Source organism: Paenibacillus sp. FSL R5-0527 (assembly GCF_038008055.1).
Classification (GTDB): Bacteria; Bacillota; Bacilli; order Paenibacillales; family Paenibacillaceae; genus Fontibacillus; species Fontibacillus macerans.
The window spans coordinates 6,440,164-6,452,915 of record NZ_JBBOYI010000001.1 but is presented as its reverse complement, the minus strand read 5'-3'; the positions used below and the strand labels follow the sequence as shown (position 1 = coordinate 6,452,915).

Genomic DNA, 12,752 nt, shown 5'->3' with positions numbered 1-12,752 from the left:
GTCCCGGCGGTCCGTATACGACGGTTGCCGATCATTTGACTTCCGCGACATTCACGCACACGGGGTTGGCCAACCGGAACGATTATTATTACGTTGTGAGCGCCAGCAACCGTGTGGGCGAGGGCCCGGACTCCGCGCAGGTTCAGGCTGCGCCCGCTGCGGCGGACGCAAGTCAGGTTCAGCTTGCGTTGCAGTATCGTTCCGCCGATACCGCGGATAACGACCGGCAGATCCAGCCTCAGTTCAATATCAGGAATACGGGAAAAACGCCCGTTTCTTTAAGCGATCTGAAGCTTCGCTATTATTTTACGGCGGAGGGGACAGGGACGGTGGAGGCCAAGATCGACTGGGCCCAGTTCGGGATTGAAAATGTACAAGCTTCGGTCGTTCAACACGCGGGTTCCGATAAGAGCGCATATGTCGAGGTCGGCTTTTTGGAGGCGGCGGGAACGATCCGGCCCGATACCACGGCAGGCAATATTCAATTGCGGATTGTCCATAGCGACGGCTCCGCGTTCGATAAAACGAACGATTACTCCTTCGACCCGGCGAAAACTTCTTACACGGAATGGGATAAAATCACGCTTTATCTAAACGGGGAGCTTGTCTGGGGAATCGAGCCGGAGGCCAGCAAACCGTGGCCTTCTGAGTGATTGGCAGGTAAACAGTTGCAAAAGAACAGGCGATTATAGGGATGAGGAGGAACAGGCTGCCGTTCAAGGCAGCCTGTTTTGCGCTGTACTCCATTCGAAAGATATCCTACAGGCGGACAGTGAAATGAATTGGCCATGCGTAAATCTGACGCGTTAGAGGTATTGCGTAGCGGGATGTATAGTAAGTCCCTTGAATATGACGAGCTAACATTGAAATTTTTGGGAAAATCGGCTGAAGGACATTTAATGGCTCAACCTAATAATCAGATCAATATCCACTGTCCGGACGCTTTGCACAATTATCCCGTTTGATCCGGAAGCAGGAAGGAGGGTAAGTTCAGGAGAATAGGTTTGGGAGAAGCAGACATGTTCGAGATCGTTAAACAGGTTTGTGAGAAGGAGGTTTAGGAGAAGTGAAGCAGACCTGACGGAAGGAATGGGGCAAGACACACCGCGAAAAATGAAAGGACCGTGATTAGCCCCCACCCTCTCACCCCCTGAACAAGAGGGATAATCGTGCAAAGCAGCATGCAGGGATACCAAGACACAAACGCTATAGACAGCCACCTTTAGAGCCAAAGTCATAATTTATTTTCAAATCATTTCTAAACAACTCATTGGGATCAAATGCAAAAGTATATAGTCTTTGCATCGGGCTATTCTCCTTTAGTGATCAGATGTATAATTATGGAACATGAATATTAAAAAGAGGTGTAACAATGGAGATAGCTTCTGAAGTGATCGAGAGTATGTTAGTCAAATTTAAATCTGAACAGAAATGGACTCTTCAGGCGATTGCGCAACTGTCAGAAGAAGATATTAATTGGTCACCGAACTTGGAAAGCAATAGTATTGCGAATTTGGTTGCTCATATTCGGGGTTGTGTTCACTCACGAATTGAAACCATCTTTTTTGATATTCCTGATACAAGGGACCGGGATAAGGAATTTGAACGCGGGTTAACCATGTCCATTGAGGAAGCCTATAACAAGACAAAGGAAGCCTTCGATATAATCATTCAATATCTCGAACACTTAGGCTCGAACCCGGAATTGTTATTGTCTCAACCCTTTATCAACCGTCCGCCCCTTACATATAGCCAAGTAAATAATGAAACAACCGCGCTTAACCTAATGATAGCGATGGTTAGAGAGATTCATTATCACACAGGGCAAATCATATATGCGGCAAAAATAAGAAAAGGGCAGCTTGTATGGCAATATGACTAGACAGAACTCATGGAGAGGGACTGTCTTTTTTATTAAACGAGAAGATATGGTAACGGGATTGCTTTGGATCGATCTTTAAAGGACTCGTTTAATGAATTATTTAATGAAGAATTGGTTTGTACAAGAATAAGATTACGAGAATTAATAATCTGAAAGGAGGAATAATTTCATGCCGTATCATGAATTTATAGTTGGGGATGAACGAGCACCTTTAGAAAATGTGATATGGGATAAAAACAAAATTGTTATTAATGGAATTGAAGTTTTGCCTCAGGTTTCAATAAATGATGATTTTATTAATTATATTAGTGATACTCTCGCATGGATTAAATCTAGGGGGCCGAGTGATGCTTTTCATGGATTTGGATTGGATGTATATGGATATACGATAATCCGGGATAAAGAGAGTCTGAATACTTTTAGGAATATTATTTCATCTTGGAAGGAACTTTTTTTGAACGCTCCTCCAGAGTTTATTATTACCGGAAATTACGGTTGGGAAGCAGGGTCAGATAAAGGGCGCTACGAAAAGATATCAGTTACGCGAAATGAATTAATCGAATCTTTAACCAATTTAATAGAGGTAATAGAAACTGCCTTAGAAACTAATCAATGTGTTATACACTTTGGAATATAATGAAATAACACAGTTGCTTCTCAAACTATGAGAAATTTCTTTCGGCAAGATGGTCGGAATTAACAGGGACTACAGACTATTTAAGAAGCTTATAAATGTAAATGGAGGCTAATGATGATGATAGTCAAAAGAATAGTGACCAACATCCATACAGAGCAGATTGAAAAAGCTAAATACTTTTACCAGGAAGTGTTGGGACTAAATTTATTAATGGATCAGGGGTGGATTGCAACATACGGATCTGATGAAGCAATGAAAGTACAAATTTCTTTTGCTTCAGAGGGAGGTTCTAAGACTCCTACACCTGACTTATCTATTGAAGTTGATGATGTTGATTTTGCATATAAACGAATGAAGGAATCTGGATTTCCAATAGAGTACGGGCCTGCGGATGAACCTTGGGGGGTTAGGCGATTTTATGTTCGAGACCCGTTTGGGAAATTAGTAAATATTCTTGCCCATCGGTGATTTGAGCATTTGAGCATTAAAAATCAAAGAACTAGGGAGGGGGCCCTTTATGAATATTTACTTAGAGTACGGTGATACAAATTTTATAGGGTTAGTTAACGCTGAGGAATACAGGTCTTTTGTTAATGAAGACTGGGAACTGGTTGAACTGCTACAGCATTTTAGTAGTGAAATGTTAAACGAAAACATATTAGTTTACCAAATGACAAACGAAGGAATTGAACATTCTTGGAATATAGATGTAATCATAGGTCCGGAAACAACGGAGGAAGAGTGCTTCAGGAAGGCCGAAGGATACATTAAAGTAACAGACAACAAACTGTATATCGTGGATTATGATTGTTTAACGATGTCGGCGCAATTTGAAGATGAACAGGTCCCGGATCATAATTGCACGAAAAATCAAATAAATATCAACAACGGGACATATAAAGTAACTTTTTATCAGTATTATGATGTGGATGAAAACAAGTTTATTGGCAGAAACGATATTGATATTAGGATGATTTTAACGGAAACTTCTGAAATAAAAGATCAGGCGGGCAAAGTTTATTGGTGCACTTATAACTGATTTCTGTTATGATGATCAACAAAGAGCAGCTCTCTGATGAGGGCTGCTCTTTGAATTTTTTTAATCTAGACCTGCTACTTAGAATGGTATAATCAGGAAGAAGGGACTGATTCAATGATAACAATAAGACAAATCACAAGAGATGACTTAAAGGATTTGTGTATGCTCTACGAGGAACTTATTGATAGACAGACAAATTTTGGGAAATTGCTTGAAGCATTTGAAAGCATTAAAAGTAACGATAACTATTATATACTTGGGGCTTTTAAAGATAATGAATTAGTAGGTTCGGTAATGGGGATTATTTGTCAGGATACTGTAGGGGAATGCAGACCTTTTATGGTAATCGAGAATGTCGTGGTTTCCGGTCGAGTTCGTAAACAAGGAATCGGAAAAAAATTAATGACCAATATTGAAACAATAGCTAAGGAAAGAAACTGTTATTATATAATTTTTGTGTCTGGCGGACATAGAAAGGAAGCGCATGCTTTTTATGAGAGATTAGGATTTAAAGATGAAAAGGTTGAAGGATATAGAAAACATTTTTCTTGAAGGGTAAGTTAAGGGGAAGTCATGAAGAAATTAATTGTGATTAACGATTGAAAGGCTTGAGCCTGGTTTAAGCATCGTCATCGGCGGCACCTTTATTGCGGTTATTTCTCGTGCTATTTTGGTGGATTACAATAATCAATAAGCGGGATAAGAAGGTAATGGGGATAGGCCCTGTCGAATTCTGACGCAGGAGGGTGCACTGTGAATATAGAAATTGCAACGGAAAAGGATTACAAGTACATTGTTGATAAAGATAAGCATATTCCTGAATCACTTGTGAGAACAAAGATTAAAGAAAAGGAGATTTTTATACTAAAGGAGTTGGAACGAGAAATTGGGTGGATGAGATACGGCTACTTTTGGGATAACATTCCTTTTATGAATATGTTATGGATCGAAGAAGAATATAGAGGGCAAGGAATCGGTAAGAAAATTGTATTGCATTGGGAAGAAAATATGCGTCAAAGAGGATTTAAACTGGTGATGACGTCAACGCAGTCCGATGAAGAAGCACAACATTTTTACAGGAAGATTGGATATCGTGATGCCGGATGTTTAATCCTTGAAACCCAACCTCTTGAAGTAATACTGACAAAGAATCTCTAAAATCATTGAATTTGAATTTATAAGGAAACTGTAGTTTAGACATCAAACGACCCAGCCCAAAGTAAGAGCTATCTAGAGTTGGGTATTTTGCTGCTATAAGAGCTGGCGGCTTTACGCTTTTAGGAGGTTGTATGAAAACATATGTTTATATGGTGAGACACGGAGAGTCCCCGAAAACGGAAAATAATGAGAGAACTCGCGGGCTGACGGACAAAGGATGGTCTGATGCAAAAAGAATCACGGAAATACTTAAAAATGAAGGAATAAATGTATTTGTATCAAGTCCTTATAGGAGAGCCGTGTTAACCATCGAGGAATTAGCGGAGTGTTATGATAAAGAAATATTACTTTTTGAAGAGTTAAGGGAATTGGAATTTTCAAACGAAAATCGGATAATGACTGATCAGGAATTATATCCCGAAGTAAATAAGATGATTGGTGATCCCGACTATTCATTGCCTGGAGGAGAGTCCAGTGCGATGTGTATGAACCGGGCTATTGGTGTTTTGAAGAAGATAGTAGAGGAAAATCAAGGAAAGAAGATCGTTGTAGGTACACATGGATTGGTCATGACATTAATGATGAGATATTTTGACAGTAAGTACGATTTCGATTTTTTATTAAGCACAACGAAACCGGATATATACCGGATGGAATTTGAAGAGGGAAGTTTAATGGAAGTAAAGCGAATATGGAATTGAGGAACCGGGTGGAGTTGTTCTTATATCATTATTTTGAATCGAGTCACGGACCGTTCAGAAATTTGTCAGGGATGAAGAAATAATACATAAGTACATTAAGAAGAACGGTATGTGAAAAGGAGAACTTATGCCAACTACATTAGAGCAAGACATACTTTCAACAGCAGAAAGCTTCACCAAAAATTTTGCGGATAAGGGAAACTTTGATTTTAGTATTGAAAGCCTACATGATGTAGATGATCTTCTTGATGAACTATGCGATTTTGAATTGGATGAAGACCATTTGGATTCAATCTCTTCTATGGTAGGATGTTATATTTTTGAAGTTGCCAGAAGGAGCTATGGCGGGAAATACTATTGGGTGCAAGACCGAAAACAACCGATTCTAATTACCGGCGAACCGGATTTTTCAATTTCATTATTAGCTTTTGATAAAGTGAAGGGAAGAATTCTAAATGGAACGGAAGATAATATCCCTTTTTACTTTAATGGCTATGTCGAAGCGGTGAAAAAAGGCAAAGAAACAGGATACTGTGCAACAATTGTTTGAACTTGCCGGACGAATTCAGTTCTCATCAAGAAGAAAGGGGGCATTAGATGAATTTACTTCAAACCATGGTTGAAAGAAGCATATGAAGAACTAAAGGGGAAAATACTCATAGAGGATGAACATTCAATGAAAGAGTTGGAAAAAGCTATAGAACTCAGGCAAAGCGGAAAGTTGGAACAAGCCAAATCGTTGCTGCTCGATTTAGTAGCGCAAGATCCCAAGAATCCATTCGTGTGGTACCAGTGTGCTTGGGTACATGATGCTGCGGGACAGGAAAGGGAAGCGGTTCCGTTTTACCAGAAAGCATTGGAGTTGGGACTCCAAGGAGAGGAAAGACAAGGAGCATTATTGGGTTTGGGAAGTACGTATCGAACACTGGGAATGTACCAACAGTCCGAGAAAATATTTGAAGAAGCGATAAAAGAATATCCGGAATCAAAAGAGTATCAAGTCTTCCTGGCAATGGTTAAATACAATCTTAACGACCACAGTGCTGCAATGGAAATTTTATTAAGCTTATTGGCTGAAACAAGCTGCGATAAGGGGATTCAAACTTATAAGAGAGCCATTCAATTTTATTCAAACAAGCTAGATCAGGTGTGGGAGTAAGAATTAAAGGAGATCGCCATGAGCAAAGAATATATTACAAGGTATATTTTTATATTCAAGACATAGCGGTCATGCCAAAACATCAGAACAATGGTGTCGGAAATAGGATCATGGCAGCCATTACGGAATACTTGCAGGAAAATGCGCCGGACAAATCATTTGTAGGCTTATTTGCCTCGCAAGGAAAAGAGCCATTCTACAATAAATATGGCTTCCATAAACATGACGGAATGACGGGAATGTTCGGCGTTATTCATGAAAGTGAAATAAGATGACGCTATTGCATAAATCTAAAAAAGAAAGAGGGGAACGTTGCATATGATAACGGAACATCCTCGGATCATTTTAATTACGGGGGTTATGGCGAGCGGCAAATCGACGGTGGCTCAATTGCTTGCTGAACGGTTTGAGAAGTCGGTCCATTTGCGCGGGGATATTTTTCGAAAAATGATTGTCAATAACCGCACTGAGGTAACGCCGAACCCGGAAGAAGGCGAAATAGAACAATTGCTGCTCCGGCATAAGCTAACGGCCCAAGCTGCCGATCTTTATTTTGAAGCAGGGTTTACGGTGATTGTTCAAGATGTTGTCATTGGCCCGATGCTGCAAGAGTTTATATCATTTGTCCGTAATCGTCCTTTGGATGTGGTTGTTCTTTGTCCCAATAAATCAGTTGTGGCACAAAGGGAAGCTGCGCGAACGAAGAAAGGATATGGAATTTGGACCGTAGAAGGATTAGATAACGTACTGCGGAAGGAAACTCCGCGAATCGGAATGTGGTTGGATTCCTCTGACTTAACACCCGAAGAAACCGTTGATCAAATTTTAGGAAGCCTCATTTGGAAAGAATAAATTGAAAAATAAGTGATTTTGCGAGCATTCTTTAGGAGATGACGAAATTGTCAAAGGTTGAATTGACAAATATGTGCATGATTTACGATAAAGATACCGGCAAGGTTTTAGTACAGAATAGAGTTAAGTCATGGAAGGGGATAGCTTTTCCGGGCGGACATATCGAAGACGGCGAAAGTATTATAGATTCTACAATCAGAGAAATCAAAGAAGAAACAGGGTTAGCGATCAGTGATTTGGAGCTATGCGGAATCATTCATTGGTTTGATGATGAAACCGGCGATAAGTACCTGGTGTTTTGTTATCGAACGGAGAAGTATAGCGGCGATTTATTGGCTGAAACGGAAGAGGGTCAATTAAGTTGGGTGGATATTAAAGAGTTGCCCTCACTTCCCCTTGCGGAAGGGTTTAGAGAAAGGCTGCCCATGTTTATTGAAAAGAAGTATTCCGAGGGATTCGGAATTTGGAATAAGACGGCAAGTGAAATGAAATGGCAATAGAAGGAGGATATTATGGAAGTATACATTGAAAAACTGTCAGATAAATTTTCCGCGCCCTATGATTTATTGTTGCTCGCAGATCCATCTAAAGCGATAGTTGATGATTATTTATCAAGAGGCACTTGTTACACGGCTTCATTGGAAGATGAGGCAGTTGGTGTATTCGTTCTTTTAAGAACCCGGCCGGATACGATTGAAATTGTAAATATCGCAGTGAAAGAGGACTATCAAGGTCAGGGACTAGGTAAAAAATTGTTGTCGCACGCCATACAAATCGCCAAAGAGATGAACATCAAAACGGTTGAGATCGGCACGGGCAATTCAAGTGTTTCACAGCTGGCCTTGTATCAGAAGTGCGGTTTTCGGATCGTTGGGGTGGATCACGATTTTTTTGTAAGACATTATGATGAAGAGATTTATGAAAACGGGATCCAGTGCAGGGATATGATCCGTTTGCGGATGGAGATTTGATACTGACGCTGGAATGATGTCAATAAACCTTAATGAGGAGAATTAAGATTTGAAACCAAATGATAAATATCTGATCAAGCTGTGGATTCCGGCAATTATCTTCGGCTTGCTAACCATCTATAGTATTTTTGCAAGCGGAAATTTTGGTTTTATCCTGATTCCCGTTGTTGTCGCTATTGTATTTATGGTACTTAAAATTAGGAGTAAAAATGGTGTGGCCAAAGCGCTTCAGCATGAAGATCCATCCAGGTTGATAGACACGATCGTAAAACCATTGAAATCTTCCATTTCGCAAAAGAAAACAGCGGAGTGTTTGATGGCTTACAATACGGCTATCTCCTATGTAATATACGGAGAATACAAGCCGGCCGAAGACGTGATGAGCAGGGTGGATTGGGCCTCCAAAGAGCCGATGTTTCAAGCTTTGGACTGGAGTATCAAGAGTTTAATTCACTTGTTTAGCGGCAACATTCATTTAGGGCTTTCCGAAGCCCGTCAAGCGAGAGCGTTGGCTACGACATCAGCGTTTCCGGGAGCACAAAAAAGTATCGACACCTATGAGGCGTACATACAGATCGGCCAGATCCTGGCCGGGATATGTCATGACGAAATGATACATAGTTTGGAAGCAAAGCAGCAGAAGCTGCCGCTTATTCCCGCTTTGATTGCCGCATGGGGGTTAATGAATGGATATCAACAGAGAAATGAACTGGAGAAATACCGCCGTATGGTTGAATTTTGCGAAAATAACGCGCCCCATTGTCATCCATTAAGACGTTTGGTTTCTGCAAATGGGGATTAGGATGACAGACACTGGGGGAGACAAGTATGGAAACTGAAAGATACGGCTCAAGATTATTACATGAAATAGAATCTCAAGCACAGGCGAAAGGATGTAAACTTGTTCATCTGGACACATGGAATTTTCAAGCCCCGGATTTTTATGTGAAACATGGATATGAAATATTCGGCACCCTGGAAGGATTTCCTGAAGGAACAAAAAGATATTTTTTAAGAAAAGAAATTGGATAGTGTGCAGATCTGCCCTTTAGGTAGCCTGTCATCCGCTCCATGGTCCACCGGGGCTAACATGCAAAAAAACCGGACGAAGGTGTCCGGTTTTTGCATGTTAAGCGATCAAGCAACATCCACCGCAGTCCAACTGGAGTCCAACCGCAGCCACAATGGGCAGGGTTCATAAGGAAGCAACTGGACACTAAAAATAACAAGACAGACAGCCAATAGATGGAGAAATGTATATTTGGGGGATATTTGAAATTGGAATATAGCCTGAAAAAGACATGCCCAACAAGTGCCCACCCTGCTCGCCGTTTAGCAGAAACTTCTTGGTTTCACATTTCGCAATAAACTTATCTACTTATTAATTATGTTGTAATAGCCTAAATTCGTTTCTATAAAAATCAATCAAGCCATCCCGCTTCATCCATGCAAGCTCTCTGGATAAGGCGCTGCGGTCAACATCAAGATACTCGGCCATCGCTTCCCTATTGAAAGGGATGGTAAAGATCTGTGTTCCGGCCTCACGGCTGACCTTTGTTAAATAGGTCCATACTTTGTCGCGAATAGTGGGCATAATTAGGCAGTCATTTCGATCATGCAACTCCAATGCGCGCTCTGCAATACTATCAAAAAGATTGCCAAGTAATTGTTCGTGTGCTACACAAAGCTTCGTACAACGGCTCAATATTTTTTTGACAGGAATAAATAGAACCTCAAGCGGCTCCAATGCCTGTATTGACATAGGGCATCTTCTTCCACGGTTAGCCGCTGTTAAAACAGCAGTATATCCGCCCGGATAATGAAGGGATACAATAATTTGTTTTCCCGTGATGCTCAATTTCGTACTTTGAGCGACACCCTGCAATATGATACCGACATCATCAACTACATCACCCTCACGGACAACCATCTCGTTTTTTGCATATTTTTTCCGTGTGGCTGACAGACATTTGAGCATTGGGGGAATATCATTTGGGGAAATCCCCGAAAATAAGCGTGATTGACATAGGGAATCAAAGTTGTTCATGAGAGGCTCCACGTTGCACGTGCAACATTCTTTTTCTTTCTATCATACTATATTAGTCTTGAATAAATAAGAAGTTTAGTCACCTTCTCTAACGTCAGAATGGAGGAATAACAATGCAAGAAAAAGAAAATGCAATAAGAGCGAGAAATCGGTTTTTAGTATCAAAGGTTATTAAAAATCTGCAAAGCAGAAAGTTTGAGGCTCATTACTGTGATAACGCTATAGAAGCCGTAGAAAAGGCACTATCATTCATTCCGGAACATTCTTCGGTATCATGGGGTGGGTCAGTCACGCTTGAGGAAATCGGACTGCTTAATCTAGTACGTCAGGGCAACTATACAATCATTGATCGTGATAAAGCACAAACAATGGATGAACGTTATGACCTCATGCGCCAATCTCTCTTGTGTGATACTTATTTGACAAGTTTCAACGCAGTTAGCGAAGATGGCATATTGGTCAATATAGACAGTGTGGGCAATCGAACAGCGGCAATTACTTTTGGGCCGAAAAGTGTTATTGCCATCGTCGGGATGAATAAGATCTGTAAAACCGCCGAAGATGCGGTTATTAGAGCCAGAACATATGCGGCCCCCATCAATGTATACCGCTGCTCGTGCTCGTCCAGCCCATTTTTACATTCGTCACAAAAAACACCCTGTCTTATCAATGGCGCTTGCGGAGATTGCAAAACGGATGATTGCCTGTGTTCTTACATTGTCCAAACGAGAATGTGCAAGATTGCCGGAAGAATAAAGATTATTCTTGTCGGTGAGAGCTTGGGATTTTAGTGAAGGGGCTCTCGACATTGTAATATAATACCAGATAAATAAGTTGCCGGGAATCCCAAAAATCTGCTGATCTTCGGGACTGCCGGTTGTTTTTGCAATTCGATGACTTTGGATTTTATACTAGAGTAGGGGTTTTCGGTCAAAGAATTGTAAATTAACGGACTGGTTTGCAGATTTTTATTCAAAAAAATACCCGAACCTTGAATGACATTCACCATGCCCATGTCTTTTAGTTTTTTGATCGCTTCTTGGATCGTATATCTGGAAACGTTGTATTGTGCCGCCAGCTCCCGCTCGGTTGGCAGTTTCCAATCGGGAAAATAGTTTTGGTATATTTTGCTCAGCAAATCGTTAATGACAAATTCTTTCTTGTTCATGAAGGGCTCCTCCTAAACGCATGAATCAAGGCTGTTGATTTCCCCTCAAGTATAACTCAGATTCATAGATTAGATCAGGAGGTAAAACAGATGTTTTTTAAACGCAAGAAAAAAGAGGAAAACCTGCCGTACCTGGATATTCCATCCCCTCTGCCGGGGAAAATCATACCTTTGGATCAAGTGGAGGATGAAGCTTTTTCCAGCAAAGCGATGGGCGAAGGGTTCGCCATTCTTCCCGATTCGGGCAAGGTTGCCGCTCCATTTGCGGGCAAAATCGCCCATATCATGGAGAAAAGCAAACATGCCGTTTTGCTTGAGCATGAATCCGGAGTTCAACTGTTAATTCATGTCGGGATGAATACCGTTGCGCTGAAAGGAGAAGGATTTAAAGCCCATGTAAAGAGCGGCGATCGGGTGAAAAAAGGACAGCAGCTGCTTGAGTTCGATATCGATTTGATCCGTCGGGAGGGATACTCCGTCATTACGCCCGTTGTCGTTCCCGCAGGACAAGAGGCCGTCAAGAGCATCGAACAAATCGATATCGCTCAAGGTTCGCTGGAGGAAACGGTTCTGCGGATTCATTTCTAAATTAACCCTGGAAGGGATGAGGCGGGATGAACATGGGTGAAGCTGAAAAATACCATGTGTTAGCGAGAGGAATTATCTTATCCCATAATTATTTGCTAGTTGCTCATTGTATCGGGATGAATAATACTTTTTTGCCGGGAGGGCATGTTGAATTTCGGGAAGGAATCAGAAAGACCTTATCCAGAGAAATCCATGAAGAATTGGGATTAACATGTGAAGTGAGACAATATATTGGAGCGGTAGAAGCCGGCTATGAAGACCAAGGGGTCTATCACCAAGAAATCAATCACCTGTTTATAACCGACCTGGAAGGCGCAGATCATACAAAGAACCCGGTATCGCAGGAAAAACATTTGGAATTTTATTGGATTCCTATCGATGAAATGGAATTACATCATCTTTTGCCCGCTCCCATCCGGAAAGTGATTAAAAACTACGCGGATCAAGTCAGAGGCCCCTACTTTGAAAGCACATTTGAAGTATAGCAAGTCAAAACCCACTCCAAGGTTTCCGAACCGAGGGGTGGGTTTTGTATTTGTGAGTACAAGGA

Annotated in this window: 21 protein-coding genes; 19 read left to right on the top strand and 2 right to left on the bottom strand. The window is 41.2% G+C overall.

What is annotated here, in order from left to right:
- Positions 1 to 35: 35 nt before the first annotated feature.
- The 16 genes from NYE69_RS29055 to NYE69_RS28980 all read left to right on the top strand — a co-directional run bounded on the left by NYE69_RS29055 (position 36) and on the right by NYE69_RS28980 (position 9,431).
- Positions 36 to 653, top strand: coding sequence for a cellulose binding domain-containing protein (locus tag NYE69_RS29055; protein ID WP_340929442.1), 618 nt, complete (start codon positions 36 to 38; stop codon positions 651 to 653).
- Between the two features lie 719 nt (positions 654 to 1,372).
- Complete coding sequence (locus NYE69_RS29050; RefSeq protein WP_340929440.1) at positions 1,373 to 1,882, top strand: DUF1572 family protein; 510 nt, start codon at positions 1,373 to 1,375, stop codon at positions 1,880 to 1,882.
- Between the two features lie 169 nt (positions 1,883 to 2,051).
- Positions 2,052 to 2,519 carry a hypothetical protein gene (locus NYE69_RS29045; RefSeq protein WP_340929438.1) on the top strand — a complete coding sequence of 156 codons (468 nt, stop codon included), beginning with the start codon at positions 2,052 to 2,054 and terminating at the stop codon, positions 2,517 to 2,519.
- A 117-nt stretch (positions 2,520 to 2,636) separates the two neighbouring features.
- Positions 2,637 to 2,987: a VOC family protein gene (locus NYE69_RS29040; RefSeq protein WP_036620197.1), complete on the top strand. Its 351-nt coding sequence runs from the start codon at positions 2,637 to 2,639 to the stop codon at positions 2,985 to 2,987.
- 49 nt (positions 2,988 to 3,036) lie between these two features.
- On the top strand, positions 3,037 to 3,558 hold the full coding sequence (locus NYE69_RS29035; protein WP_340929436.1) for a hypothetical protein: 522 nt from the start codon (positions 3,037 to 3,039) through the stop codon (positions 3,556 to 3,558).
- A gap of 114 nt (positions 3,559 to 3,672) precedes the next feature.
- Entirely contained in the window at positions 3,673 to 4,110 is a 438-nt protein-coding gene (locus NYE69_RS29030; protein WP_340929434.1) for a GNAT family N-acetyltransferase, read from the top strand.
- A gap of 201 nt (positions 4,111 to 4,311) precedes the next feature.
- Positions 4,312 to 4,716: a GNAT family N-acetyltransferase gene (locus NYE69_RS29025; RefSeq protein ID WP_340929432.1), complete on the top strand. Its 405-nt coding sequence runs from the start codon at positions 4,312 to 4,314 to the stop codon at positions 4,714 to 4,716.
- Between the two features lie 131 nt (positions 4,717 to 4,847).
- On the top strand, positions 4,848 to 5,417 hold the full coding sequence (locus NYE69_RS29020; RefSeq protein WP_340929429.1) for a histidine phosphatase family protein: 570 nt from the start codon (positions 4,848 to 4,850) through the stop codon (positions 5,415 to 5,417).
- A 127-nt stretch (positions 5,418 to 5,544) separates the two neighbouring features.
- Entirely contained in the window at positions 5,545 to 5,967 is a 423-nt protein-coding gene (locus tag NYE69_RS29015) for a hypothetical protein (RefSeq protein WP_340929427.1), read from the top strand.
- A 126-nt stretch (positions 5,968 to 6,093) separates the two neighbouring features.
- Positions 6,094 to 6,576: a tetratricopeptide repeat protein gene (locus NYE69_RS29010; RefSeq protein WP_340929425.1), complete on the top strand. Its 483-nt coding sequence runs from the start codon at positions 6,094 to 6,096 to the stop codon at positions 6,574 to 6,576.
- Positions 6,567 to 6,851, top strand: a complete 285-nt coding sequence (locus NYE69_RS29005) for a GNAT family N-acetyltransferase (RefSeq protein WP_445744799.1) — start codon at positions 6,567 to 6,569, stop codon at positions 6,849 to 6,851. The genes NYE69_RS29010 and NYE69_RS29005 overlap by 10 nt, the downstream gene beginning before the upstream one ends.
- 43 nt (positions 6,852 to 6,894) lie before the next feature.
- Positions 6,895 to 7,428: an AAA family ATPase gene (locus NYE69_RS29000; RefSeq protein WP_340929423.1), complete on the top strand. Its 534-nt coding sequence runs from the start codon at positions 6,895 to 6,897 to the stop codon at positions 7,426 to 7,428.
- 47 nt (positions 7,429 to 7,475) lie between these two features.
- On the top strand, positions 7,476 to 7,928 hold the full coding sequence (locus NYE69_RS28995) for an 8-oxo-dGTP diphosphatase (RefSeq protein WP_340929421.1): 453 nt from the start codon (positions 7,476 to 7,478) through the stop codon (positions 7,926 to 7,928).
- Between the two features lie 12 nt (positions 7,929 to 7,940).
- The gene (locus NYE69_RS28990) at positions 7,941 to 8,399 is read left to right on the top strand and encodes a GNAT family N-acetyltransferase (protein ID WP_445744798.1); all 459 of its coding nucleotides are present in this window, start codon (positions 7,941 to 7,943) and stop codon (positions 8,397 to 8,399) included.
- 49 nt (positions 8,400 to 8,448) lie between these two features.
- Positions 8,449 to 9,201 carry a hypothetical protein gene (locus NYE69_RS28985; protein WP_340929420.1) on the top strand — a complete coding sequence of 251 codons (753 nt, stop codon included), beginning with the start codon at positions 8,449 to 8,451 and terminating at the stop codon, positions 9,199 to 9,201.
- A gap of 26 nt (positions 9,202 to 9,227) precedes the next feature.
- A complete protein-coding gene (locus tag NYE69_RS28980) occupies positions 9,228 to 9,431 on the top strand; it encodes a GNAT family N-acetyltransferase (protein WP_340929418.1) in 204 nt (67 codons plus the stop codon).
- A gap of 349 nt (positions 9,432 to 9,780) precedes the next feature.
- Here NYE69_RS28980 and NYE69_RS28975 read toward each other — a convergent pair whose 3' ends face one another.
- A complete protein-coding gene (locus NYE69_RS28975) occupies positions 9,781 to 10,446 on the bottom strand; it encodes a Crp/Fnr family transcriptional regulator (protein WP_340929416.1) in 666 nt (221 codons plus the stop codon).
- 113 nt (positions 10,447 to 10,559) lie between these two features.
- On the opposite strand from NYE69_RS28975, the gene NYE69_RS28970 reads away from it, so the two are divergent.
- On the top strand, positions 10,560 to 11,237 hold the full coding sequence (locus NYE69_RS28970) for a lactate utilization protein (protein ID WP_340929414.1): 678 nt from the start codon (positions 10,560 to 10,562) through the stop codon (positions 11,235 to 11,237).
- Here NYE69_RS28970 and NYE69_RS28965 read toward each other — a convergent pair.
- Positions 11,234 to 11,614, bottom strand: coding sequence for a GntR family transcriptional regulator (locus NYE69_RS28965; RefSeq protein WP_340929411.1), 381 nt, complete (start codon positions 11,612 to 11,614; stop codon positions 11,234 to 11,236). The two genes, NYE69_RS28970 and NYE69_RS28965, sit on opposite strands and share 4 nt — an antisense overlap.
- 90 nt (positions 11,615 to 11,704) lie before the next feature.
- Between NYE69_RS28965 and NYE69_RS28960 the strand changes: the two genes are divergently transcribed.
- Together NYE69_RS28960 and NYE69_RS28955 are read left to right on the top strand one after the other, a co-directional pair.
- A complete protein-coding gene (locus NYE69_RS28960; protein WP_328270459.1) occupies positions 11,705 to 12,202 on the top strand; it encodes a PTS sugar transporter subunit IIA in 498 nt (165 codons plus the stop codon).
- A gap of 32 nt (positions 12,203 to 12,234) precedes the next feature.
- On the top strand, positions 12,235 to 12,687 hold the full coding sequence (locus NYE69_RS28955; RefSeq protein WP_328270458.1) for an NUDIX domain-containing protein: 453 nt from the start codon (positions 12,235 to 12,237) through the stop codon (positions 12,685 to 12,687).
- The last annotated feature ends 65 nt before the right edge of the window (positions 12,688 to 12,752 follow it).

Coding starts and splice junctions, on each gene's coding strand:
- NYE69_RS28990 (WP_445744798.1), top strand. CDS start 7,941: ATGGAAGTATACATTGAAAAACTGTCAGATAAATTTTCCGCGCCCTAT.
- NYE69_RS28960 (WP_328270459.1), top strand. CDS start 11,705: ATGTTTTTTAAACGCAAGAAAAAAGAGGAAAACCTGCCGTACCTGGAT.
- NYE69_RS29020 (WP_340929429.1), top strand. CDS start 4,848: ATGAAAACATATGTTTATATGGTGAGACACGGAGAGTCCCCGAAAACG.
- NYE69_RS29010 (WP_340929425.1), top strand. CDS start 6,094: ATGAAAGAGTTGGAAAAAGCTATAGAACTCAGGCAAAGCGGAAAGTTG.
- NYE69_RS29030 (WP_340929434.1), top strand. CDS start 3,673: ATGATAACAATAAGACAAATCACAAGAGATGACTTAAAGGATTTGTGT.
- NYE69_RS28965 (WP_340929411.1), bottom strand. CDS start 11,614: ATGAACAAGAAAGAATTTGTCATTAACGATTTGCTGAGCAAAATATAC.
- NYE69_RS28970 (WP_340929414.1), top strand. CDS start 10,560: ATGCAAGAAAAAGAAAATGCAATAAGAGCGAGAAATCGGTTTTTAGTA.
- NYE69_RS28975 (WP_340929416.1), bottom strand. CDS start 10,446: ATGAACAACTTTGATTCCCTATGTCAATCACGCTTATTTTCGGGGATT.
- NYE69_RS29040 (WP_036620197.1), top strand. CDS start 2,637: ATGATAGTCAAAAGAATAGTGACCAACATCCATACAGAGCAGATTGAA.
- NYE69_RS29035 (WP_340929436.1), top strand. CDS start 3,037: ATGAATATTTACTTAGAGTACGGTGATACAAATTTTATAGGGTTAGTT.
- NYE69_RS28955 (WP_328270458.1), top strand. CDS start 12,235: ATGGGTGAAGCTGAAAAATACCATGTGTTAGCGAGAGGAATTATCTTA.
- NYE69_RS29045 (WP_340929438.1), top strand. CDS start 2,052: ATGCCGTATCATGAATTTATAGTTGGGGATGAACGAGCACCTTTAGAA.
- NYE69_RS29015 (WP_340929427.1), top strand. CDS start 5,545: ATGCCAACTACATTAGAGCAAGACATACTTTCAACAGCAGAAAGCTTC.
- NYE69_RS28980 (WP_340929418.1), top strand. CDS start 9,228: ATGGAAACTGAAAGATACGGCTCAAGATTATTACATGAAATAGAATCT.
- NYE69_RS29050 (WP_340929440.1), top strand. CDS start 1,373: ATGGAGATAGCTTCTGAAGTGATCGAGAGTATGTTAGTCAAATTTAAA.
- NYE69_RS29000 (WP_340929423.1), top strand. CDS start 6,895: ATGATAACGGAACATCCTCGGATCATTTTAATTACGGGGGTTATGGCG.